This is a genomic window from Acinetobacter puyangensis (genome assembly GCF_900096995.1).
Taxonomy (GTDB): domain Bacteria; phylum Pseudomonadota; class Gammaproteobacteria; order Pseudomonadales; family Moraxellaceae; genus Acinetobacter; species Acinetobacter puyangensis.
The window spans coordinates 57,317-79,344 of sequence record NZ_OANT01000014.1; the positions used below are offsets into that span (position 1 = coordinate 57,317).

Sequence of the window (22,028 nt, forward strand, 5' to 3'; positions counted from 1 at the left end):
GTAAATTATTTTTAAAATTTAAATCAAATATTGATTGATAAAAATTTAAAGTAAAACTAGAATTGTATGTAAGGTATTAAAAGATGTATTTCTTGTGTAACGCAAGCCAAGAAATAAGATCTGAACCATTCATTTGATTTGTTCAAATGGAACCAGTTTGAGACTTACATGAAGAGAAGAACTGGCACTTTTGAGTAATGATAAATCTAAACTTCTTATAGGATGTTTTTAAAGATGAGAAATAATTTTAAACTTTCGGCGGTAGCAGTTGCATTGGCAACAATAACAACTGGGGCAGTAGCAGATACATTTACCGTGGATCAAACGCCTGGTTATGGGTATACAACAACGATCAATACAGATGCGTTAACGAGTGTTTCAGCGACAACAATTACAGCAGATACAATTACTTTAGCTGGTGCAGACCTTGCAACAAAAATTACCACTAATGAGTTAGAAGTAAATGGTCCAGTAACAGTTGATAATGAGAAAGCAACAACTACAGTTGATCAGGCAGGTACACCTGCGACTACACCAACATTTGGTGATGATGTGGATGGCGATGGCAAACCGGATACCCTAGTTCAAACTAAGGAACAAACCGATACTGTTACTGTAAATAGCCAATCGCAACAATACAATGAGAATAATTTAACTTTCTCATCTACAATTGAAAAAGGTACCCAAACTACAACTGATTCATATGTTGCTGATATTACGTATGATGAAAATGGTGTGGCAACTTATGGTACAAATATTCCAACAGGTCAGCAAGTTACTTCTGATTTAGAAATTATATCAGAAGATACTATTATTGTAGGTAAGGAATTTGATGACAGTACAACTGCATTAACTATCCGTAATAAAAATGCTGAGGGTGAAGCAGAATCTGTATTAACAGCTCAAGGTTTAACAACTGGTAATGTAACAGCAGATACAATTACTTTAGCTGGTGAAGATCTTGCTACAATAATTGCAGATGGTGATGCCGATACACTGGCAACTGCAAATACTTATACTGATACATCTGTAGCCACAGAAGCAGAAGCAAGAGAAGCAGGCGATGCAGCAACTCTAGCAGCCGCAAATACATATACAGACGATGCTGTAGCAGCAGAAGCAGCTGCACGCGAAGCTGGCGATGCCGATACACTCGCAACTGCAAACAGTTATACTGATACAGCCGTAGCAGCAGAAGCAACAATCCGTGCAGATGCCGATGCAGCTTTACAAGCAAATATCGATGCAGAAGCAGCAACTCGTGCAGATGAAGATGCAGCAATTCGTACAGAGTTGGCAGCAGGTGATGCAGCAACTTTGGAATCAGCAAAAGTTTATACAGATGATGTTGTAGCAGTTGAAGCAGCAGCACGTGAAGCTGGTGATCAGGCGATTCGTGATGATATTGCTACAAAAGTTACGACCAATGAATTGGAAGTAAATGGTCCAGTAACAGTTAATAATGTGAAATCAACAACGACAGTTGATCAGGCGGGTACACCAGCAACCACTCCAACATTTGGCGATGATGTTGATGCTGATGGTAAGCCAGATACTTTGGTTCAAACCAAGGAACAAACCGATACAGTTACTGTAACAAGCCAATCCCAATTGTATAATGAGAATAATCTAACTTTCTCATCTACAGTTGAAAAAGGTACGCAAACCACAACTGATTCATATGTTGCAGATATTAGCTATGATGAGAATGGTGTGGCAACTTATGGTACAAATGTTCCAACAGGTCAGCAGGTTACTTCTGATTTAGATGTTGTATCAGAAGATACCATCATTGTAGGTAAGGAATTTGATGACAGTACCACTGCATTAATTATCCGTAATAAAGATGCTGATGGTAATGAAGCACAATCTGTATTAACAGCTCAAGCTTTGACCACTGGTAATGTAACAGCTGATACAATTACTTTAGCCGGTGCAGACCTTGCAACAACAATTGCCGACGGTGATGCGGCAACTTTAGCCTCTGCTAATACTTATACTGATAATTCTGTGGAAGTAGAAGCGAAAGCACGTACAGACGCTGATACAGCTTTACAAGCAAATATTGATGCAGAAGCAACAACCCGTGCAAGTGAAGATGCAGCGATTCGTACAGAATTAGCAGCAGGCGATGTGGCAACTTTAGCCTCTGCTAATACTTATACTGATAATTCTGTGGAAGTAGAAGCGAAAGCACGTACAGACGCTGATACAGCTTTACAAGCAAATATTGATGCAGAAGCAACAACCCGTGCAAGTGAAGATGCAGTGATTCGTACAGAATTAGCAGCAGGCGATGCGGCAACTTTAGCCTCTGCCAATACTCATACTGATAGTGCTGTGACAACAGAAGCGAAAGCACGTACAGATGCTGATACAGCTTTACAGGCAAATATTGATGCAGAAGCAGTCACTCGTGAAGCAGCAGATAAAGCCAATGCCACTGCGATTGCCAAAGAAGTAGCAGATCGTCAGGCAGCGATTACGACCGAAGCTACAGCTCGTGAAACTGGTGATGCACAAACCCTTACAGATGCCAAAGCATTTACCACGTCTACTGCAACCACAACCTTAAATTCTGCAAAATCTTATACAGATACCAAAGCAACTGAAACTCTGACTGCTGCAAATGCTTATACAGATACTCAAGTCAGCCGTGTATCCAAAAAACTTGATGATGTAGAAAAAACTTCTTATCGTGGGATTGCGATTGCCTTGGCAGCACAGCAACAAGTGCCTAATATCAAGCCGGGTCAATTTGCTGTATTTGGTGGTGTAGGTCACTATGAAGGTGAAAGTGCTGGTGCATTAGGTGTTGTAAGTGCATTAGCTGATGGTCGTACATCAATCAGTGCAGCATTAGGTGTTGCCGGTAGCGGTGAAGTTGGTGGTCGTGTAGGTGTTGCTTACGTTTTCGGTGGTAACTAATTTAATATTAATTTTAAATTTTCATTTCCTCCTCTGTCCCCGCTTCGGCGGGGATTTTTTATTGCAAAAAGTAAAAAAGTCATCATTGTTTTTGATGGTGAACCAGATAGTTATTTCATCTTTTGTCATTTTTAGTGCAGAATAACTTTTAAAAAGTTATAGTCAGATCATGAAAAAATACATACAGGATAATTTCATAAATACATTAATTTAAAGGTCTTTTTTGAAATTAGTGTATGGGGTTAATAGTGATTTGACTATAGTGCAGAATGAAATGCAAATTAGTGCAAAATTGGTCGTAAACTTACAGTATGGTAAAAATGATTGAACTCAAAATATACACAATACCATACAATCTATATATATCGTGATATAACTTTATATATCGACATTAAAAAACCCCTAAGCATTGCTACTTAAGGGTTTTAGGCTTATATGTCGTTATGTAACGTCATATAAATTTAAGTATATGGTGGAGATGGGGGGAGTTGAACCCCCGTCCGCAAGCACTACACTCGAGAATACTACATGCTTAGATATCGTCTACTATTTTAACCCTTTGTGACCCGACGAACAGGGTACAAAGCGCGATCCTCTTAGTTTGGTATAAAGTCCCGAGGCTCAACTTTATACGGACTTGTGTGCGTGCGCTTCAGTCGGGCTACCAGACCACAAGTATTCTAGTAGGCGGACAAGCTGCCCTTAAGCAGCTAGAGCGTAAGATTCGTCGTTTGCGACTAAAAAAATGCAAATTTTATTTACGAGAGAAAATGCGCTCTCGGCATGCATCTATAAGTTTCATCACCAGCGTCGAAGCCAATAACATCCCCAGATGATTTGCCAATAGTAACAGAGAAAAAGCGAAATTACTAGCTTTGACTTTCCCTATACGCTATTGGCCTTGCACTATATATGGTGTGTTGTTGCAAAATTTCAAGAGGGGAAAATGAAAAGAAGAGGTTTATATATTATTATGGTGATTTGTTATTGAATGAAAATACCTGATTATATTGCGCCATGATTTTTGTATTGATTGATATTTCTTCATACAAGTTCATCTCAAGAGATATAAAATCTCATGCTTGTAAAGCAGGTTAGGTCATGATGACCCAACCTCTTTATTATGATTAATGGGCAGCACCTTTGGGAATAGAAACTTTTTTGGGTTTCGGCGCAAGCCAGACCAATGCCGCCGCGACAAAAAATAGTAATGTAAATAAGAGAAATACGTGATCGACAGCCACAGTAAGCGCTTCCTTGTTGACTAGATCGGAAACAATACCCAGCGCGACGTCGTAAGAGAAGCCATGTTGTTGCAAGCTCGTGAGTGTAGCATCGGGTTGTAAAGTTGAGACGATTTGATGACGTGCCATCGACGAACGGTCATCCCAAATCGTAATGGCAAGCGAGGCACCGATTGCTCCGGCAATGGTTCTTAAAAAGTTCATTAATCCAGCTGCCGAAGCAATTTCCTGCGGCAGTACCGATGCGAGTGCCAAGTTGGAAAGAGGAATAAAAAACATGGGAACGCCAAAGCCCTGCAAAAATTGCGGGAGGGCAACGACCCAGAAATCAGCATCGTTGGTCCAGAAGGCACGCATGAGTGTAACGCCTCCCAACCAGATTAACCCAAATGAAGCAATGGCACGAGGATCATATTTAGTGGACCATTTGGCAACCAGTGGCGACATCATAATACTGCCAAGGCCCATGGTTGCCGTTACATAACCAGCCCATGATGCAGTATAGCCAATATTGCTTTGTAACCATTGGGGGATGACGACAATACAGCCAAAAAAAGCACCAAAACCAAAGGCTAGTGAGACTACGGCACTGCTAAAACCAAGATGTCTAAAAATTTTGATGTCAACGACAGGACTGGATTCGGTACTTTCCCAGATAAGAAAACCGATAAAACCAAGTATGGCAATGATGGCAAGACTACAAATAAATGTACTGCCAAACCAATCATGTTCATGGCCCAGATCCAGCATCAGTTGTAATGCGCCAATCCACAAAACCAGTAAGGCTAAACCCACTACATCCATACGAAGTTTAAAGGTATCGGTTTCGGCTTCACGCAAATAATTCCAGACACCCAGCGCACAGATTATACCTACAGGAATATTGATAAAGAAAATCCAGTGCCAGGATAAATTGTCACTGATGGTTCCTCCAAGAATAGGGCCTAGAATCGGTCCGATGACGGTGGTCAATGCCCATATCGCCATGGCTTTGGCATGTTGTTCGCTCGGAAAAATACGCATCAACAAGGTTTGGCTCAGCGGCATAATTGGACCACCAAACAAACCCTGACCAATCCTGCAAATGACCAGCATAGCCAGACTATTGGACAAACCGCACAAGATTGAAAAAGAGGTAAATCCAATCAGCCCAATGACAAAGACTCGGACTGTACCAAAACGATTGGCCAGCCAACCTGTTAAGGGGACACAAATAGCTTCGGCAACCGCATAGGAGGTAATGACCCATGTGCCTTGCGAACTGGAAACAGCCAACCCACCTGCAATATGTGTCAATGAGACGTTGGCAATGGTCATGTCCAGCACCACCATAAAGTTGGCAAGTGCTAATAACATCGCCGCAATCAGTAATCGTGTACCTTGCAGACTGGTAGGAAGAGTTTGTGCATTCATGGCAGATTACTTGCTGCTTAAGTCGATACGCGCTTGCATGGATAGTCCGACCCGCAATGGATGGACAATCAATTCTTTAGGATCCAATGTGATGCGTACCGGTAGACGTTGAACTACTTTAATCCAGTTTCCGGTTGCATTCTGGGCTGGAATCAGGGCGAATGCAGCACCTGTTCCTCCGGCAATGCCTGTGACCTTGCCATGATAAACAATATCTTTACCGTAATAATCAGAGGTGAGGGTGGCAGTTTGTCCTACACGGACTTTTGCCAATTGGCCTTCTTTAAAATTGGCATCCACATAGAGTTGTTGTACAGGGACAATTTTCATGACGACACTGCCCGCAGCAAGACGTTGTCCAATCTGGATGTTGCGCTGTGTCACGATACCTTCTATTGGGGCGCGAATAATGGTCCGTTCCAGATCAAGCTGGGCTTGTTCGACATTGGCTTTGGCAACCAGCACATCAGGACTGTCATTTTCGGTGCTTCCTTGAATCAGGGCATCATTTGCAGCCAGATTGCTTTGAGCAGCATTGCGGCTGGATTGTGCCTGAGCCAGACCTGCCTCAGCGACTTGCAGTGCGGCTTTGGCTGTATTGACAGTCGTTTGTGCGGCACTTAAATCTTCTTTTGAAACTCCGCCGATAGCCACCAATTGTTGACGGCGTTTAAAGTCATCGAGGGCTTTATCATAATCGGCTTGGGCTTTGTTAATCTGAGCTTTGGCACTATGGATGACATCATTACTGACGTAAATTTGTGAATCCAGTGCACTGCTATTGGCTTTACTTTGTTTAAACTGGCGCTGTGTTTTGGTCAGTTGTGCCTGTGCTTGTGCCAGCGCAATTTTGGCATCATGGTCATCGAGCCGTACCAGAATATCGCCTTGATGCACCAACTGGGTATCATTGACCAGAACTTTTAGCACCTGGGCATTGGCCATGGACGTGACCTGTGCTGTATAGGCACCGACATAAGCATTATCCGTTTCAACTTCATCACTAAATAGCCAGCACCAGACCAAATATGCCAGTACCATGATGAAAATTAATAGAGCAAAGATTTTAAATAATTTTTTTCGTGTGGCTGCAAGTGAAGCGGCTTGTTGATTGTCGCTTTCGTCTGTATGAGGGACATCACTGCTAGGGTGTTGAGCGTCACGCATAGAACATTATCCTGAAATAGAACATGATCGCAATATTTAACCTGGATGTTAAAATAGTGTACTGATCAGTACACGAATAATAATCCTATTTCAGAAAAAAAACAGTCACTCTTTTTACTGCAAATGAAATTTTTTGAGTAAAACAACTCTAAAATGAATAAGAACCAATTGCCGTAGCAATCAGTTGATTTTCATTATTGGTTAGATTCATGCGCATGGTGCAACTTTTTCGACCCAAACGCAAAATGTCTGCACTGGCGATAAAATATTCACCTCGACCCGGTGCAATATAATCGATACGCATGTCCAAGGTGGCTAGACGAGAGACTTTTTTCACGGTATCGGCAAACTCTTCCGGTTTTGCCCGTTTATACAATTCACCCATGGCCACAATGCCGCCAATACTGTCTAGAATCGTCGCAGCCACGCCGCCATGTAAAATTTGAAATGCGACATTGCCAATTAAATACGGTTCCATCTCAATATAGGCTTGGATTTGCTCATCAACAATACGCATCTGCATATTATTGTGGCGAAAGAACGGCGAGGCGTTAAACGCCATACACAATTGCTCAAGGATGATCTGTATCTGACCCTGATTTTCAGGGTTTAAGTTTCCGGTCCATTCAGAACTACTCTTGCTCATTGGATTTGCTCGCCTATTTACTTTTCGATATTTCTCAATTGTTCACTTTGCCCATTTGTAGGCAAAGGCGTACAATAGTTGCGTATTCTAATCGCAATTTTTGAGAATGTTATGACTTATACGTTCAATCGTCCTGCATTTCCAGCAACACGCATGCGTCGTATCCGTAAAAATGATCAAATTCGTGAGATGGTAAGTGAAACGCAATTAATGGCAAAACAGCTTATTTATCCAGTATTTGTATTACCGGGACAGAATCAGCGTCAAGACATTCCAAGTATGCCAAAGATTCAGCGTTTATCTGCTGATTTATTGCTCAAGAAAGCCGAACATTTATTGCAATTGGGTGTGTCCAAACTGGCTTTATTTCCAGTAACACCACAGCAAGACAAGTCTTTAACGGCCGAGGCTGCATGGCATGAAGATGGTTTGGTGCAAAATACCTGTCGGTTATTAAAAAAAGAATTACCGGAAATGGTGCTGATTACCGATGGTGCGCTTGATCCTTATACCACGCATGGTCAGGATGGCATTATTGATGATACCGGCTATGTGTTAAATGAAGAAACCGTAGAATGCTTGGTGAAACAGGCGTTGAGCCATGCCGAAGCGGGCAGCGATATTATTGCCCCGAGCGATATGATGGATGGCCGGATTGCATCGATTCGTCAGGCACTTGAGCAAAACGGTTATATTTATACCAATATTATGGCGTATTCGGCAAAATATGCCTCCAGCTATTACGGACCATTTCGTGATGCTGTAGGGTCTTCTTCCAATCTTAAAGGCGGCAATAAATATAATTACCAAATGGATTTTGCCAATCGTGCCGAGGCGTTGCATGAAGTTGCACTGGATATTCAAGAAGGTGCAGATATGGTGATGGTAAAACCGGGTATGCCTTATCTGGACGTGGTTCGTGAAGTGAAAGATACCTTTGGCATTCCGACGTTTGTATATCAGGTTAGTGGTGAATATGCCATGCATATGGCCGCAATTGAAAATGGCTGGCTGTCCGAAAATGTGATACTGGAATCTTTATTATGTTGCCGCCGGGCGGGTGCCGATGGGATTTTGACTTATTTTGCCGAAGTTGCCGCAGAAAAGTTAAAACAGCTTTAAGGTTTTATATTCTTCATTATTTAGAAAAATTAAGGATGATGTGTGTCTTTCTCCCAAGAAAAAGTCATTATTATTGGTGCAGGCATCGTGGGTTTGATGACCGCACTAGAATTGATTGAACATGGTTATCATGTCGAAATTTTTGATCAAACCGACGCTGCCAAAGCGGCTTCATGGGCAGGGGGCGGTATTCTGAGTCCGATGTATCCGTGGAAGTATCATCCGGCAGTTAATCAACTGGCACAATTTGGCAAACAAAGCTATTTGAGCTGGAATCAAAAAGTGATGCCGATCTCCGGGATTGATTTTGAAATTGAACAGGTCGGTATGCTGATTTTTGATCATGACCAATATGATCGTGGTTTAAATTATGCACATGATTTTCATGAACCGGAACAGGCATCTAGTCTGTTGACTCAGGAAGATTTACATCAATTAAATCCTCGCTTGAATAAAACGCTTGATTTTGCGGTTTATTTTCCTCAACTGGCCAATGTACGTAATCCTCGTTTGACCCAATCGGTACTCAAATATTTACAACAACATCAGAATGTAACGATACGTCAACACATTGCAATTACAAAATTTACTCGAGATCGAAGTAAAATTATTGCTGCACTTGATGATCAAGGAAATGCATATAGTGCGGATCATTATGTGATTGCTACCGGCGCATGGACCGAAAGCTTAATACAGCCGTTTGGTTTAAAGCTTGAGATTAAACCGATTCATGGGCAAATGGTGTTATATAAAACTCCGGAAAAATGGCTACCCAATATGTGCATGAACAATACCATGTATCTGATTCCACGACGGGATGGCCATATTGTGTGTGGATCGAGTACCAATGATTTCGGTTTTGATCGCAATGTACGTGAAGACATTAGCCAGAATATTATTCAGTCTGCTTTATCACTGGTGCCTGATCTGGCTGATTTTCCCATTGTAAAACAGTGGAGTGGATTGCGTCCGGGATCGCCAACCGGTGTACCAAAAATTGGTCGTGTGGCAGATTTGAATAATCTCTGGATGAATGCAGGACATTATCGGAATGGTCTGGTGATGGCACCTGCTTCAGCCCGTTTGTTACGAGAGCAAATGCAGGGCATTGAAACTTTTGTTGATGCCGGCCCTTATCAAATTTAAGTTTTTTCTAAACTTTGGTTTTAAAAGTTTGTATTAAGGTTTGTGATGATGGGCTAGCATTTTGGCTGTTGGATTACCCAGAAACCAATAGCCAAGGAAAACTAGAAAGGCATTTAAGATAAAGAAAATTCCCAAAAATACAATGACAAATGCGCCACTACTGAAGGCATGCTGGATTGCAGCAAAATCAATACGACCCTGAGCAATAAACAATCCGATTAATCCTGCCACAATACTATATAGCCAGAAAATGCTGGCACACCCAATACTCAGTTGCCAGCGCTGCATGGAGCTAGGAAGTACTTTGTTGACTTTCACAAAACGCAGTGCCATGAGATAGAAAGCCAATAAATACGGCAGTAATGCAAACATGCTGACAATTTGTGCTGACAACATACCTAAAAAACCCAGCACAACGGTAAAAATAATTAGCCATAATGAAAAAATTGCATAATTTGCTAACAAGCGTGTCATATGAAAGTAAACGTGAATTAAGTTATCACCATCATAACATGACAAAAAATATTCAAAAAAATAGTTTTTTTAAATATTTTTTAAATAAGTTGTCAACCAATACGATCTTCATGACGTTATAGAAAGTAAGACCAGCGATAACTGAAAAAATTGCATGGCATCTGCAAGTGAAGCGTACATTTTAATCCTTTTTGTACGACTTACCGGATTGGTGGTCTGACTTTCTTTTGAAACGCTTTGTGTAATATATGGCATCTTATATAAAGCATTGTATGTTAAACCAGTTAAGCCTCGCATCTTAACTGGTTTTCTTTTGTCTGCGTGATGATGGAGAAAATATTTTCTTTTGTAAAAATTCCGAAACTTATCAGAATTTTAACGTGAATACCGCCGGAGTTATGCTAGATTCAAAAAGGAATTACACTCATTCATATTGCGCCTAAGCTTCACCGTGTCGCACCAACCTAAAGTCTGATATTGCATGATTTCTCGTTTCTTTATTTTTCGACCTATCTTTGCTTTTGTCTTGGCCATTATTGTGATGGCGGCAGGGTTATTCTCGATTAACAATCTGGCTGTTGAGCAGTATCCGGATATTGCACCGCCTCGGATCACCATTTCTGCAACTTATGCAGGTGCCGGAGCACAGGAGGTTGAGGATAGTGTTACACAAGTGTTGGAACAACAAATCAAAGGCATTGATCATTTACTGTATTTTAGTTCTAGAAGTGAAGCAACCGGACGTAGCCAGATCAGTTTGTACTTTGAGCAAGGAACTGATCCAGATCAGGCACAAGTGCAAGTACAAAATTCAATCAATAGTGCAATTTCCCGTTTACCTGATGATGTGCAGCGACAAGGTGTTCGGGTCTTTAAATCGTTAAGTGATAGCTATCTGGTCATCGGTTTATATGATGAAAGCGGTCGCTCCAGCAATATTGATATTTCGGATTATTTAAGCAACCACTTTGAATTGAGTTTATCCCGTCTGGAAGGGGTCGGTGAAATTAATGTCTTTGGTTCTCAATATGCCATGCGAATCTGGCTGAATCCTTTAAAACTACAACAATATAATTTGATGGTGGGCGATGTTCGCACTGCGATTGAAACCCAGAATGCACAAGTGGCGGCAGGGGCAATTGGCGATTTACCCATGCCAGCAGATCAATATTTAAATGCCAAAGTCACGTCTGGTTCGCTTTTACGCACACCGCAACAGTTTGAAGAGATTATTTTAAAAGCCAATGCTGATGGCAGTTTTGTTTATTTAAAGGATGTGGCCAGGGTTGAGATCGGTGCAGAAAATTATCAGGTTTTTAACCGTTTAAATGGTTATCCAGCCTCCGGATTGTCAGTATCGTTGGCATCAGGTGCAAATGCGATTCAAACTTCTGAAGCAATTTATCAACAAGTTGACGAGCTCAAAAAACATCTTCCCGAAGGCTATAAAGTGCTGTATCCACGTGACGGCACGCCTTTCGTTCAGGAGTCGATCAAGCAGGTGATCTGGACGCTGTTTGAAGCCATTATTTTGGTGGTTGTGGTGATGTTTCTGTTTTTACAAAGCTGGCGTGCAACCTTGATTCCTGCGTTGACTGTTCCTGTGGTCATTCTGGGAACATTTGTGCTATTGGCGGTTTTTGACATGTCGGTTAATACATTAACGCTTTTTGCACTGGTATTGGCAATTGGTCTGCTGGTGGATGATGCGATTGTCGTGGTCGAAAATGTCGAACGCATTATGCATGAGCAAAACCTTGATGCGAAACAGGCAAGTATTCAATCCATGCAGGAAATCAGTGGGGCATTAATAGGCATTACTTTAGTGTTGACGGCTGTATTTATACCCATGGCATTTTTTAGTGGGGCAACAGGGGTGATTTACCGACAGTTTTCAATTACTCTCGTATCTGCAATGACTTTGTCATTACTTGTTGCGTTGATTTTAACGCCAGCATTATGCGCTTTGTTATTAAAATCACAACAAAAGAAAGCCAAATGGGCAATTTGGTTTAATCGTGGGATTGATCGACTTAAACACAGTTATCTTCATGTTTCCAGAGCAATGATCCGATTTAAATATATTTCCCTGACTGTATTTGCTGTATTGATTGTCTGCTTTGGCTGGATTTATCGGGATTTGCCGACCAGTTTTTTACCACAGGAAGATCAGGGCATGCTTGGGGTACAGTTCCGTTTAGCTGAAGGCACGCCGATGCAACAGACAGAACAAGTAGGCAAACAGATTTCGGATTATTTTATGCAGCAGGAAAAAAATAATCTTAATGCGATTATGGTGGTATTGGGGCGTAACTTTTCTGGGACAGGACAAAATCTGGGGCAGGCTTATATTTCGTTTAAACACTGGGATGAGCGCAAAAATAAGCAGGATAGTATTCAGGCGATTCGTGCCAGAGCATTAAAACATTTCTCCCAACATCCACAGGCCAGAATTTCGGTCATTTTACCACCGGCCATTCGTGGATTGGGCGCTTCGGATAAAATGGAATTTTTCTTGCAGGATGTGGAAGGGATTGGTCGGGAAAAATTATTACAGCGTTTTGATGAATTACAACAGCAGACGAACCAGAGTAATGTCATTCAAAATATGGATAAAAAAACCAATGCGGATCAGGCGGTATTGAATGTTGAAATTGATCCGCGCTCGGCAATGAAACTCGGCTTAAATATTGCTGATGTCAACCGTACCCTGTCCACTGCATGGAGTGGCAGCTATATCAATGATTTTATTGATCGTGGCAAAATTAAACGTGTCTATCTGCAAGGTGATGCAGAATTTCGTGCAAAACCTGAAGATATGCGCTATTGGCATGTCAAAAATGCGACCGGTCAAATGGTGTCGTTTTCCCAATTTGCTCATGTGAAATGGCAAGGTGCACCGCCTGTATTGGAACGCTTTATGGGTTATCCGGCGCTGGAACTGGAAGCAGATACCAACAGTAATGCCAGTACTGGCGAAGGCATGCAGACACTCAGTGACTTGGTAAATCGTCAATCTGATACACAGTTGTCATGGAGTGGTTTGTCCTATCAGGAGCAAAAATCCAGCAATCAAACCTTGGGCTTATATTTGGTTTCTGTCTTGTTTATTTTCTTGTGTCTGGCAGCATTATATGAAAGCTGGTCAATTCCGACAGCTGTTTTGGCAGCAATTCCGCTTGGAGTCGGAGGCACAATATTATTTAGTGCATGGTTTTCTTTTCCCAATGATATTTATTTTCAGATTGCCTTACTTACCACGATTGGTCTGTCCTGTAAAAATGCCATATTAATGGTGGAGTTTGCAGCAGAAATACAACGCCAGGGCAAAACCGCCTACGAGGCGGCTTTAGATGCTGCTGCACTGCGTTTAAGACCGATTTTGATGACCTCGATTGCTTTTGGGGCAGGGGTGGTGCCATTGATGCTGGCAACAGGTGCTGGGGCGTTAAGTCGTCAGGCCATCGGATACAGTGTTTTTGGTGGCGTATTATTTGGCACAATTCTGGTTTTAATTTTTATCCCACTGATGTATGTTCTTATTCGTCAACGTAAACACGCAGTAAATGCAGCGGATTAATATAAAAGTATATATTTTTCAAGCGATATATCAGGTTAATATTTAAAGGAGTTAAGCAGTGGATACCAAACAGGTTCGTATAGTCGGGACATTAGAGGGGATTTCATTTCTGGTATTATTATTGATTGCCATGCCCCTGAAGTATATTTGGGATAATCCTATAGCAGTCAAATATGTTGGTATGGCACATGGGGTTTTATTTTTATTATTTTTAGGCATGTTATTGCTGCGCTGTGTCCAGAAAAAATGGCCTTTACGCATTTTTATTTTAGGTCTGATTGCCGCGGTTTTACCATTTGGCCCATTTGTTTTTGATCATAAACTTAAACAACTTGATCCACATTAATCCATGGCGGATGCTGATGATTACGGCATATGAGTAATGATATAGAACGTTTCTTCAGCCTAAATCTTATGACCAGTAAATCGAGCGAAATATATGTCAGAACAAAAAAAGTTGACGCAGCAAGAGGTGGTTGCGATAGAGCGTGATCTGGCAAAATTTGCCAATACCATGGATAGTCTGGTGCGGATTCCGTTTACCAAACAAGGCGTCGGGGCAGATGCTGCCTTAAGTACGATTCCATTTGCCGGAGATATTGCGGGTTTTGTATTAACCATTTATGCATTTAAAAAAGCCAGAGAAGTAGGCGTACCGCAAAGTAAACTTAATGGTGTGATCAGACTTGCTGTAATTGATATGCTGGTCGGTTTTATTCCAGTATTGGGGACGGTTTTTGACATTTTTATACGCCCTAGTCGTAAGACATTGGACATCGTGCACGCGCATATCCGCGACCATTATGCCATTCAAAGTGATATTCATGTCGTGCATCCATTTTTACACGAAGCGCTGCAACAAAAGCAGCAACATTCGGCATTTTGGCGTAATCCGGTAGTGAGCTGGTTGTGGTTGCGTATTCCAGATCTGTTGGGTTTGATTTTTATTATTGCTTTGGGGGTTTTATTAATCCTAGGCCTACAATGGCTTTGGCATCTGGACATCTGGCAAAAAATTTAAAAGGGAGCATGAATGGGAGTCAAACAGGATCATGTCAGTGCCAATTTACCTGCATTGAATTTTGAAGATACCTTGGCCTTTTATCAAAATTTGGGTTTTCATGCACAATATCTTTCCGATCAATGGATGATCTTGGTCAGAGGACCATTAGAAATAGAGTTTTTCTTGTACAGCACCTTACGGCCATCACAATCAGATCATAGCGTATGCATTTGGGTTCGGGATTTGGATGGACTTCATGCAGTATGGTCGGCATTGGACTGGCAACAATATACAACACCAGTCAAAATCACTGAAATTCTACAGGATGCTCAGATCAGACGTTTTAGTATTATTGATATAAATGGCAATCTATTGCGCTGTTTGAGTTTAAATCAAAATGGTACAAATTAAAAAATGCTTCTCGAAAGAAGCATTTTGGTTTTACTTATCGAACATCGAGTTTTTGTAAGGCAGCAACCCGTTGCTCAATACTTGGATGAGTGTGAAATAATGCTGCTAGGCTAAAGCCTTGATGTTGACCTTCAGCAATCGCAAAAGCCTGCATTTCTTTGGGCATTTGATCAGGCATTTCTGATTCCGATTTCAAACGAAGCAGGGCAGAGATCATCGCTTGTTTACCCGCAAGGCGAGCACCTGCCTCATCGGCACGATATTCACGATAGCGTGAGAACCACAGCACGATAGTGCTTGCCAGAATACCAAACACAATATCCAGTACCATGGTTGTGACAAAATAGCCAATACCCGGTGCTTCATTGTCACCACGACCAAACACATTACGATCAATAAAGTCGCCGACAATACGTGCAAAGAACATCACGAAGGTGTTGACCACGCCTTGTACCAAAGACAATGTGACCATATCACCATTGGCAACGTGACCAATTTCATGTGCAAGTACGGCACGTACTTCATCTGCCGACATTCTTTCCAGCAATCCAGATGACACGGCGACTAATGCATCGTTCTTGTTCCAGCCTGTTGCAAAAGCATTGGACTGAGTCGAATAGAAAATCCCAACCTCCGGCATTTTAATGCCTGCACGTTGTGATAAATCTGCAACGGTTTGTAATAACCACTGTTCCGCTTGATTACGGGGAGACTCAATAATTTGTGTACCAGTGGTTTTTTTCGCAATCCATTTTGACATGAACAATGAGATTAGGGATCCCACCATACCAAAGACAAAACAGAAGACTAGTAGGCTGCCAAGATTTAATCCGCCTGCGGAATGATAACTTCCAACACCTAGGATAGATAAAATAAGACCTGCAACTACTAGAACTGCGAGGTTGGTTAGCAAAAACAAACCAATCCGCATCATGAACGTAATCCTCTAAAAAAATAAAAAAGTAAGTGACTCATATCACCTGAAAACATGACTATAGCATGTCAGTTTTTATGGGGGAAATGAATGAGATTTCAAGATGTAAAAAAATTATTCACTAATACGAATATTCGAGGTGACAATCGCTGCATCGGTGACATAGGTGCGTGTTGCTGCACGGTCGGTATAAACACCCTCACTATAGACGATTTCCCGCTTGGGTGTAGACGACGCGCTCGGCGTATATTGACTTGAGGCAGAAAGGACTTTGACATCCTGAGCATTGCTGCTAGAGGAATTAGCAGCAGAATGGGCTAGATTCAGTCCGCTTGCATAAAGATTCTGATAGCGGCTCATCACTCGATTCACATAGTCGCGAGTTTCACGAAAGGGGGGAATACCGCCATATTTATCAACATTGCCTTCACCCGCATTATAGGCAGCCAGAGCCAGACTGGTATTGCCATTAAAGCGTTTGAGCAGCCAGCTTAAATATTTCGCGCCGCCATGAATATTCTGGTGTGGATCGAAAGCATTATTCACATTAAAACGACGTGCGGTAGCAGGCATGAGTTGCATCAAGCCTTGAGCACCGACTGGTGAGCGGGCATAGGCATTAAAGCTGGATTCGGTATGCATGACTGCTTTCAGCAAACCTTCGGAAACGCCATAGCTTTGCGCAGCAATACGAATAATATGGTCATAGGTATCTTTTGAGCGGCTAAAACTAGGCAACACAGATGCTTCTGAATTGCCCCAGTTTTTATAACGATGCACATTGGTATCGGGATAGTACGTCACTTTTTCTTGCTTATAACTGCCACTATTCACTTTTTTATTGGTGAGTAAGGCTGTACCTTGATGATCACGATAAACATATAAGTTACCTGCATGGCTGAATTGTTGAACACCTGATATCAAAATTATCGCTGTGCTGATTTTTTGTAATACAGTCATAGATATCATTTTTTTATTCATGCCACGCCGCCGAAAAAATTATTTGTAGTTAAAGCAAAAGAAGTGTATCAAAAAAACATCAGTTGTAAAAAAAACTCTACAAAATAGGGTTTAACTGTTTAAAAAATCGCTGCTAAAACTTGACATTCATTTTATCGAAAAATTTTCAAAATAAATTAAAAATTTTTCTAAATAAAAGGCTTGCTTTATTTAAGTTATTGAAATTAATTAATAAAAAATAGTGATTAAAAATTAACCAATCTAATGAGATGCCTTAAATTTACTTGCTCTGCTTTTGTCAAGCACCTAGTTATCCATAAAGTTATCCACAGGTTTTGTGGAAAACAAAAAAATGAGGTTTTCATCAATAGCTTAGCGGTCAATCAGAAAGATTAGCAGTTGATGATGATGCTTTAATGACAAACAGAAGTGCATATTACAAATATTTTGAGTAAAAGCTGATTGAGATGACTGTGTAAAATGTTGCAGATAGGGTAAAATGGCTGCCTTATTTTTTTCTGAGTATGGAAAAGAACGTGTCAGCATTTACGCCCGTCGAAGATTCAAGCCTAGGTTTTAACTTTAAGCCAGAATTGCCTACCAGCTCGGCTTATTATCGTTTATTGAAAAAATTACGTCGTCAAGTGGGTCATGCGATTCGTGATTTTAAAATGATCGAAGAAGGCGACAAAATCATGGTGTGTATTTCTGGCGGTAAAGACAGTTATACCTTGCTGGATATCCTGTTGCAGTTTAAACGGATTGCACCGATCAATTTTGATGTGGTGGCCGTGAATCTGGATCAGAAACAACCTGGTTTTCCCGAAGATGTGCTGCCGAGATATTTAGAACAAAATAATATTCCTTATTATATTCTGGAAAAAGATACCTATAGTATTACCAAACGTTTAACCCCTGAAGGTAAAACCTATTGCGCAGTATGCTCTCGCTTGCGCCGTGGTTCATTATATGGATTTGCACAAGAAATTGGTGCAACCAAAGTGGCCTTGGGCCATCATCGTGATGACATTATGGCGACATTCTTCCTAAATTTATTCCACGGCGGTAGTTTAAAGGCTATGCCGCCTAAATTATTATCTTCAGATAAGAAAAATATCCTGATTCGTCCACTGGCATATGTGGAAGAAAAAGACATTATTAAATATGCGGAATTACGCCAATTTCCAATTATTCCCTGTAATTTATGTGGTTCTCAGGAGAATCTGCAACGTGCCATGATCAATGAGATGTTAAGAGAGTGGGATAAGCAATATCCAAAGCGTTTACACAGCATCTTTGGCGCATTGCAGAATGTTTCTCCTTCACAACTTGCAGATCGTGAATTATTTGACTTTGAGATTCTGGATTCCGAGCGTGAATTTGATCTAAAAAGTCCCGAAGAATTGAAGAATCGTTTGGATGTGGTAAATTTGAGCATTGCTGCTGATTAAGCAAATTATTGGTTTTTTTGCCCTCATCCTGTTGATTAGGGTTTTGATTCTATGAATTTTTTTGTTAAGTGCCGAGTAGAGGATAATCCTCATATCGGCTTATAATTGACCTAAAAAATGAATCGCAAGTAAAAAATTACCTATCGCTTTTTTTGCTAGGCATGGTATAAACAATTAAGGATATAACGATGTACAAGCAACAAATGCTTGAATCATCTCCATGACGGTCTTACAAAGAAATTGAGGAATAAACATGCCTGCTTTTTTAACTGATGATTGGTTCTCTACTGTTGATCAATTAACCACTGAAGCGGGAGATTTAAACTTACCGCCTGCACTTGCAAATTTAGCTTTAAATTTGGTGGTTACAGATGCTGATGGTGAGACACAATTATCGCTTGCTGGTGGTAAAATCCAAAAGGGACTTGCTGATAATGCGAAAACCACTTTAAACATGGATGCAGAAACCCTGCGTAAAGTATTTTTAGAGTTTGATATGGCTGCGGCAATGCAGGCATTTATGACCGGTAAAATCAAAGTACAGGGCGATATGAGCCAATTGATGGCATTGCAAACTGCACAGCCAAGTGCTGAACAAAAAACACTATTCAAACGTATTCTCGAGCATACTGCTTAAACGTTTGTCATCTATATGCTGTAAAAAAACCTCGGATTCGAGGTTTTTTATGGCTTAGATTTGAGCAAGCTGCTCGGTCGTCTTGATGTGTTCCAGATAAATACGGATACGTTTGACATACTGAATGGCTTGTTTATGTCTGGCATTGGCGCGCTGATTATTTTCCAGATATTGATAGAGATGTAGCCACTGATCTGGATCTTTGCCCTGTTTTTGCAATCTTGACCGAATCTGATTGACTGCACCGGGGCCCATATTATAAGCCACTAATGCATACCAATTACGGTCTGGATAAGGGATATCCTGATATTCCTTCAGCATTAAATTAAAATATTTTGCGCCGCCTTGGATACTTTGTGCCGGATTGGTTCTATCTGCCACACCCATGGCTTTGGCTGTATTTTGCGTAAGCATCATCACACCACGCACACCGGTTGGAGAAACAGACTCAGGCTTTAAATAAGATTCCTGATAGCCAATGGCTGCCAGAAATTGCCAATCCAAGTTAAGTTGCTGTGCACTTTGTTTAAAGCTGGTTTTGTAAATGGGTAAACGTTGCTGTAAATTACGGGTAACGGTGTTTAAATCCTGTTGATTGACATAGTTTTGATCATAAAACGATGCCAGACGTTGCATTTCACCATTTTGTTTGCTCTGGCATAAGTGCCCCGTAGCGGTGACCGCCAATGGATCCTCTGCCGATTTAAAAACCCATGAAATATTGCTATTCAAGCCATATTTTTGCAGGGTAGATTGGGCACCGCAACTGCCTTCAACCGCAACTAATTGTACGTTCTCAATCTGATTTAAACTGGCTGTTGTTAAAGCAAATTGTGCTTTACCTTTTTTTACCCATTTCAGGGCAGTGCTATTGTCATCTACAGTGACAAGATTTAATTTTAGGTTCATACTTTTGGCATAACTACGCGCCAAATCATAGCCAAAACCATGGGTAAATCCATCATTTTGGAATACAGTTGTCGGGTTTTGTACTGCCACAACGGTTAAAGTATGATTGTCTTCTAATGACTGTGGATGCAAATAACCCTGAGTGACATTAAAGCTCATTGGGATAATTGCGGCGATCAGTAAGGAAATTTTGAGTCTGGGGCGAGATTTAAGCTGATTGAGGCATTGCCTCGATCGAGACTGTGGAGTGGGCTTCATTGTGTCTCCGCAACAAGTGAATCGTTGTCACAAGGTCAAATTGATTCTTGAACAAAACTAACTGTGGGTAGATAACATGACGCATATACGACACGTAAACTGAGAAAGAAAAGGCTTAAGCTGGGTTACAAAAAATGAATAAAAGATATACAGAGATATTGCAAAAACCTAAGATAGGCGCGCATTCTATCTATAAAATCGATTTTAGTCAAATTTTGTACAAATTATTTGTTACAACTTAAGCTAAATTAATGTTTTATTGTGGATTTTAATTGTGAAGTGCAGTGCTAGTTTTGATAAATTTTTATTATCTTTTGATGCAAGAAATGTAAAGGTTGTAATGGAAATATGAAATCCGTACTGATTACCCAAGAAGGACATGACAAACTGGCCAAGGAGCTACAGCAACTTTGGTATGTGGAACGACCTGAAATTACCAAAAAAGTGACTTGGGCTGCAAGTTTGGGTGACCGTAGTGAAAATGCCGATTACCAATATAATAAGCAATTGTTAAGAAAGATTGATCGCCGGGTACGTTATCTGGGTAAACGTCTGGAAGAGTTAAAAATTGTCGAATATTCACCTATCCAGGAAGGAAAAGTTTATTTCGGTGCATGGGTTGAGATTGAAAATGAACAGGGCGAAACAATAAATTTACGCATTGTGGGTGTAGATGAAATTTTTGATACCAATCCAAGCTATATTTCCATTGATTCGCCCATGGCCAAGGCATTGCTAGGTAAATCTGTCGATGATGAAATAGAGGTGGTGACGCCAAGCGGTAAAAAAACCTGGTTTATCAACCAGATTATGTACAAATAATGGTTTAAAAAGTGCCGGATTGTTTTGTTTTTATTCAATTGGCTGTAAATTTTAACAAAATTATTTGCCAATTGCCTAAAATCTTTATAAGATAACGCCCACTGGAAGCGTGGCAGAGCGGTTTAATGCACCGGTCTTGAAAACCGACGAGGGCGCGAGTCCTCCGTGAGTTCGAATCTCACCGCTTCCGCCAAATATTTAAATAAGCCCTTGTTTTTACAAGGGCTTATTTTTTATCTGTACTTTGCCCATATTGTAACCTACATAACGTCAGTTCGGGATAAGAGTCCTTGTTATGTATGAATAAATTAATTCCAATGAAAGAATCACGACGGAGTTTTACAAAATTAGGCATATTTTAGGATAAACCTGAGGCATGTATGCCGCAAGGTCTTGCACTGCGATTGAAATATATTTAAATCTTGTTCAGGTTCGATCTAAGAGGCATTGCCTCGCAAGGCTTTCGGGAAGAGTGGTGTGACCACGCAAGGGCAAAACCATCTTGCGCATGAGGAATATATTCCGTAAAGCTGATCACTGCAAACTCGGTCAAATACCACTAAAAAACTAAATTAATTGAAAAACATTATTTTACAAATCCTTGCAGTATATATGGCTTATGACCTAGAACAAGCAGAGGACGCTGCTACGAAACCAATTTCTTCTACTCATCTTATCCCGAATTCACGTTACTCTATGAAAATCACTTTAGGTTTTGTTGATGCCGACAAGCTATCCTTGTACTAAATGTGGTCTGGAGTCCTTATTTCGTCAATTTATATTTATCAATAAAAAAGGCCGCCGAAGCGACCTTTTATTTACTTACTGTGTCCCATCCTAAATAAAGTTGACACTTTTCATTCTTAAATTATGGAGAGTGTTATGACTACACCACTTAAACGAACACAGCGAGATTATAGTCT

17 protein-coding genes, 1 tRNA gene and 1 other RNA gene are annotated in these 22,028 nt (G+C 40.8%); 11 read left to right on the plus strand and 8 right to left on the minus strand.

Annotated features, from left to right (window positions below; all coding sequences use genetic code 11):
* Positions 1-234: 234 nt before the first annotated feature.
* A complete protein-coding gene (locus tag CRO21_RS16365; RefSeq protein ID WP_141398141.1) occupies positions 235-2,928 on the plus strand; it encodes a YadA-like family protein in 2,694 nt (897 codons plus the stop codon).
* A 470-nt stretch (positions 2,929-3,398) separates the two neighbouring features.
* Here CRO21_RS16365 and ssrA read toward each other — a convergent pair.
* The 4 genes from ssrA to CRO21_RS16385 all read right to left on the minus strand — a co-directional run bounded on the left by ssrA (position 3,399) and on the right by CRO21_RS16385 (position 7,398).
* Positions 3,399-3,758, minus strand: a transfer-messenger RNA (tmRNA) gene (gene ssrA / locus CRO21_RS16370).
* Positions 3,759-4,055: 297 nt separating this feature from the next.
* The gene (locus CRO21_RS16375) at positions 4,056-5,585 is read right to left on the minus strand and encodes a DHA2 family efflux MFS transporter permease subunit (protein WP_097080383.1); all 1,530 of its coding nucleotides are present in this window, start codon (positions 5,583-5,585) and stop codon (positions 4,056-4,058) included.
* 6 nt (positions 5,586-5,591) lie between these two features.
* Complete coding sequence (locus CRO21_RS16380; protein ID WP_097080384.1) at positions 5,592-6,752, minus strand: HlyD family efflux transporter periplasmic adaptor subunit; 1,161 nt, start codon at positions 6,750-6,752, stop codon at positions 5,592-5,594.
* Positions 6,753-6,900: 148 nt separating this feature from the next.
* Entirely contained in the window at positions 6,901-7,398 is a 498-nt protein-coding gene (locus CRO21_RS16385) for a thioesterase family protein (protein WP_097080385.1), read from the minus strand.
* A gap of 111 nt (positions 7,399-7,509) precedes the next feature.
* Here CRO21_RS16385 and hemB point away from each other — a divergent pair, with 111 nt between their 5' ends.
* A complete protein-coding gene (gene hemB / locus CRO21_RS16390; RefSeq protein ID WP_097080386.1) occupies positions 7,510-8,520 on the plus strand; it encodes a porphobilinogen synthase in 1,011 nt (336 codons plus the stop codon).
* 42 nt (positions 8,521-8,562) lie between these two features.
* Positions 8,563-9,666 (plus strand): glycine oxidase ThiO, encoded by a 1,104-nt coding sequence (thiO, locus tag CRO21_RS16395; protein WP_228150480.1) that lies wholly within the window; start codon positions 8,563-8,565, stop codon positions 9,664-9,666.
* 33 nt (positions 9,667-9,699) lie between these two features.
* Here the strand turns inward: thiO and CRO21_RS16400 are convergent, their stop codons facing one another.
* Complete coding sequence (locus CRO21_RS16400) at positions 9,700-10,140, minus strand: ABZJ_00895 family protein (protein ID WP_097080387.1); 441 nt, start codon at positions 10,138-10,140, stop codon at positions 9,700-9,702.
* Positions 10,141-10,621: 481 nt separating this feature from the next.
* On the opposite strand from CRO21_RS16400, the gene CRO21_RS16405 reads away from it, so the two are divergent.
* The 4 genes from CRO21_RS16405 to CRO21_RS16420 all read left to right on the plus strand — a co-directional run bounded on the left by CRO21_RS16405 (position 10,622) and on the right by CRO21_RS16420 (position 15,134).
* Complete coding sequence (locus CRO21_RS16405; protein WP_097080388.1) at positions 10,622-13,720, plus strand: efflux RND transporter permease subunit; 3,099 nt, start codon at positions 10,622-10,624, stop codon at positions 13,718-13,720.
* Between the two features lie 58 nt (positions 13,721-13,778).
* A complete protein-coding gene (locus tag CRO21_RS16410) occupies positions 13,779-14,066 on the plus strand; it encodes a DUF3817 domain-containing protein (protein ID WP_097080389.1) in 288 nt (95 codons plus the stop codon).
* Between the two features lie 93 nt (positions 14,067-14,159).
* Positions 14,160-14,741, plus strand: coding sequence for a DUF4112 domain-containing protein (locus CRO21_RS16415; protein ID WP_097080390.1), 582 nt, complete (start codon positions 14,160-14,162; stop codon positions 14,739-14,741).
* A 12-nt stretch (positions 14,742-14,753) separates the two neighbouring features.
* Positions 14,754-15,134, plus strand: a complete 381-nt coding sequence (locus CRO21_RS16420) for a VOC family protein (RefSeq protein ID WP_097080391.1) — start codon at positions 14,754-14,756, stop codon at positions 15,132-15,134.
* A 34-nt stretch (positions 15,135-15,168) separates the two neighbouring features.
* On the opposite strand, the gene htpX is transcribed toward CRO21_RS16420, so the two are convergent.
* Positions 15,169-16,068, minus strand: a complete 900-nt coding sequence (gene htpX, locus CRO21_RS16425) for a protease HtpX (RefSeq protein WP_097080392.1) — start codon at positions 16,066-16,068, stop codon at positions 15,169-15,171.
* A 114-nt stretch (positions 16,069-16,182) separates the two neighbouring features.
* Complete coding sequence (locus CRO21_RS16430; RefSeq protein WP_228150481.1) at positions 16,183-17,028, minus strand: lytic transglycosylase domain-containing protein; 846 nt, start codon at positions 17,026-17,028, stop codon at positions 16,183-16,185.
* Positions 17,029-17,564: 536 nt separating this feature from the next.
* Between CRO21_RS16430 and ttcA the strand changes: the two genes are divergently transcribed.
* Positions 17,565-18,479: a tRNA 2-thiocytidine(32) synthetase TtcA gene (gene ttcA, locus CRO21_RS16435; protein ID WP_228150482.1), complete on the plus strand. Its 915-nt coding sequence runs from the start codon at positions 17,565-17,567 to the stop codon at positions 18,477-18,479.
* Between the two features lie 253 nt (positions 18,480-18,732).
* Positions 18,733-19,116: an SCP2 sterol-binding domain-containing protein gene (locus tag CRO21_RS16440; RefSeq protein WP_097080395.1), complete on the plus strand. Its 384-nt coding sequence runs from the start codon at positions 18,733-18,735 to the stop codon at positions 19,114-19,116.
* A gap of 54 nt (positions 19,117-19,170) precedes the next feature.
* Here the strand turns inward: CRO21_RS16440 and CRO21_RS16445 are convergent, their stop codons facing one another.
* Complete coding sequence (locus tag CRO21_RS16445; RefSeq protein WP_097080396.1) at positions 19,171-20,283, minus strand: transglycosylase SLT domain-containing protein; 1,113 nt, start codon at positions 20,281-20,283, stop codon at positions 19,171-19,173.
* Positions 20,284-20,631: 348 nt separating this feature from the next.
* Here CRO21_RS16445 and greB point away from each other — a divergent pair, with 348 nt between their 5' ends.
* Together greB and CRO21_RS16455 are read left to right on the plus strand one after the other, a co-directional pair.
* Positions 20,632-21,105, plus strand: coding sequence for a transcription elongation factor GreB (gene greB, locus CRO21_RS16450; RefSeq protein ID WP_097080397.1), 474 nt, complete (start codon positions 20,632-20,634; stop codon positions 21,103-21,105).
* A gap of 103 nt (positions 21,106-21,208) precedes the next feature.
* Positions 21,209-21,298 (plus strand) — tRNA-Ser (locus CRO21_RS16455).
* Positions 21,299-22,028: the final 730 nt, after the last annotated feature.

What these genes read in the sequence shown, in the direction of transcription:
- CRO21_RS16415 (WP_097080390.1), top strand. Translation starts at nt 14,160, where the DNA reads ATGTCAGAACAAAAAAAGTTGACGCAGCAAGAGGTGGTTGCGATAGAG.
- hemB (WP_097080386.1), top strand. Translation starts at nt 7,510, where the DNA reads ATGACTTATACGTTCAATCGTCCTGCATTTCCAGCAACACGCATGCGT.
- CRO21_RS16405 (WP_097080388.1), top strand. Translation starts at nt 10,622, where the DNA reads ATGATTTCTCGTTTCTTTATTTTTCGACCTATCTTTGCTTTTGTCTTG.
- CRO21_RS16365 (WP_141398141.1), top strand. Translation starts at nt 235, where the DNA reads ATGAGAAATAATTTTAAACTTTCGGCGGTAGCAGTTGCATTGGCAACA.
- CRO21_RS16420 (WP_097080391.1), top strand. Translation starts at nt 14,754, where the DNA reads ATGGGAGTCAAACAGGATCATGTCAGTGCCAATTTACCTGCATTGAAT.
- CRO21_RS16375 (WP_097080383.1), bottom strand. Translation starts at nt 5,585, where the DNA reads ATGAATGCACAAACTCTTCCTACCAGTCTGCAAGGTACACGATTACTG.
- CRO21_RS16385 (WP_097080385.1), bottom strand. Translation starts at nt 7,398, where the DNA reads ATGAGCAAGAGTAGTTCTGAATGGACCGGAAACTTAAACCCTGAAAAT.
- CRO21_RS16400 (WP_097080387.1), bottom strand. Translation starts at nt 10,140, where the DNA reads ATGACACGCTTGTTAGCAAATTATGCAATTTTTTCATTATGGCTAATT.
- CRO21_RS16380 (WP_097080384.1), bottom strand. Translation starts at nt 6,752, where the DNA reads ATGCGTGACGCTCAACACCCTAGCAGTGATGTCCCTCATACAGACGAA.
- CRO21_RS16430 (WP_228150481.1), bottom strand. Translation starts at nt 17,028, where the DNA reads ATGACTGTATTACAAAAAATCAGCACAGCGATAATTTTGATATCAGGT.
- greB (WP_097080397.1), top strand. Translation starts at nt 20,632, where the DNA reads ATGAAATCCGTACTGATTACCCAAGAAGGACATGACAAACTGGCCAAG.
- CRO21_RS16445 (WP_097080396.1), bottom strand. Translation starts at nt 20,283, where the DNA reads ATGAAGCCCACTCCACAGTCTCGATCGAGGCAATGCCTCAATCAGCTT.
- htpX (WP_097080392.1), bottom strand. Translation starts at nt 16,068, where the DNA reads ATGATGCGGATTGGTTTGTTTTTGCTAACCAACCTCGCAGTTCTAGTA.
- CRO21_RS16440 (WP_097080395.1), top strand. Translation starts at nt 18,733, where the DNA reads ATGCCTGCTTTTTTAACTGATGATTGGTTCTCTACTGTTGATCAATTA.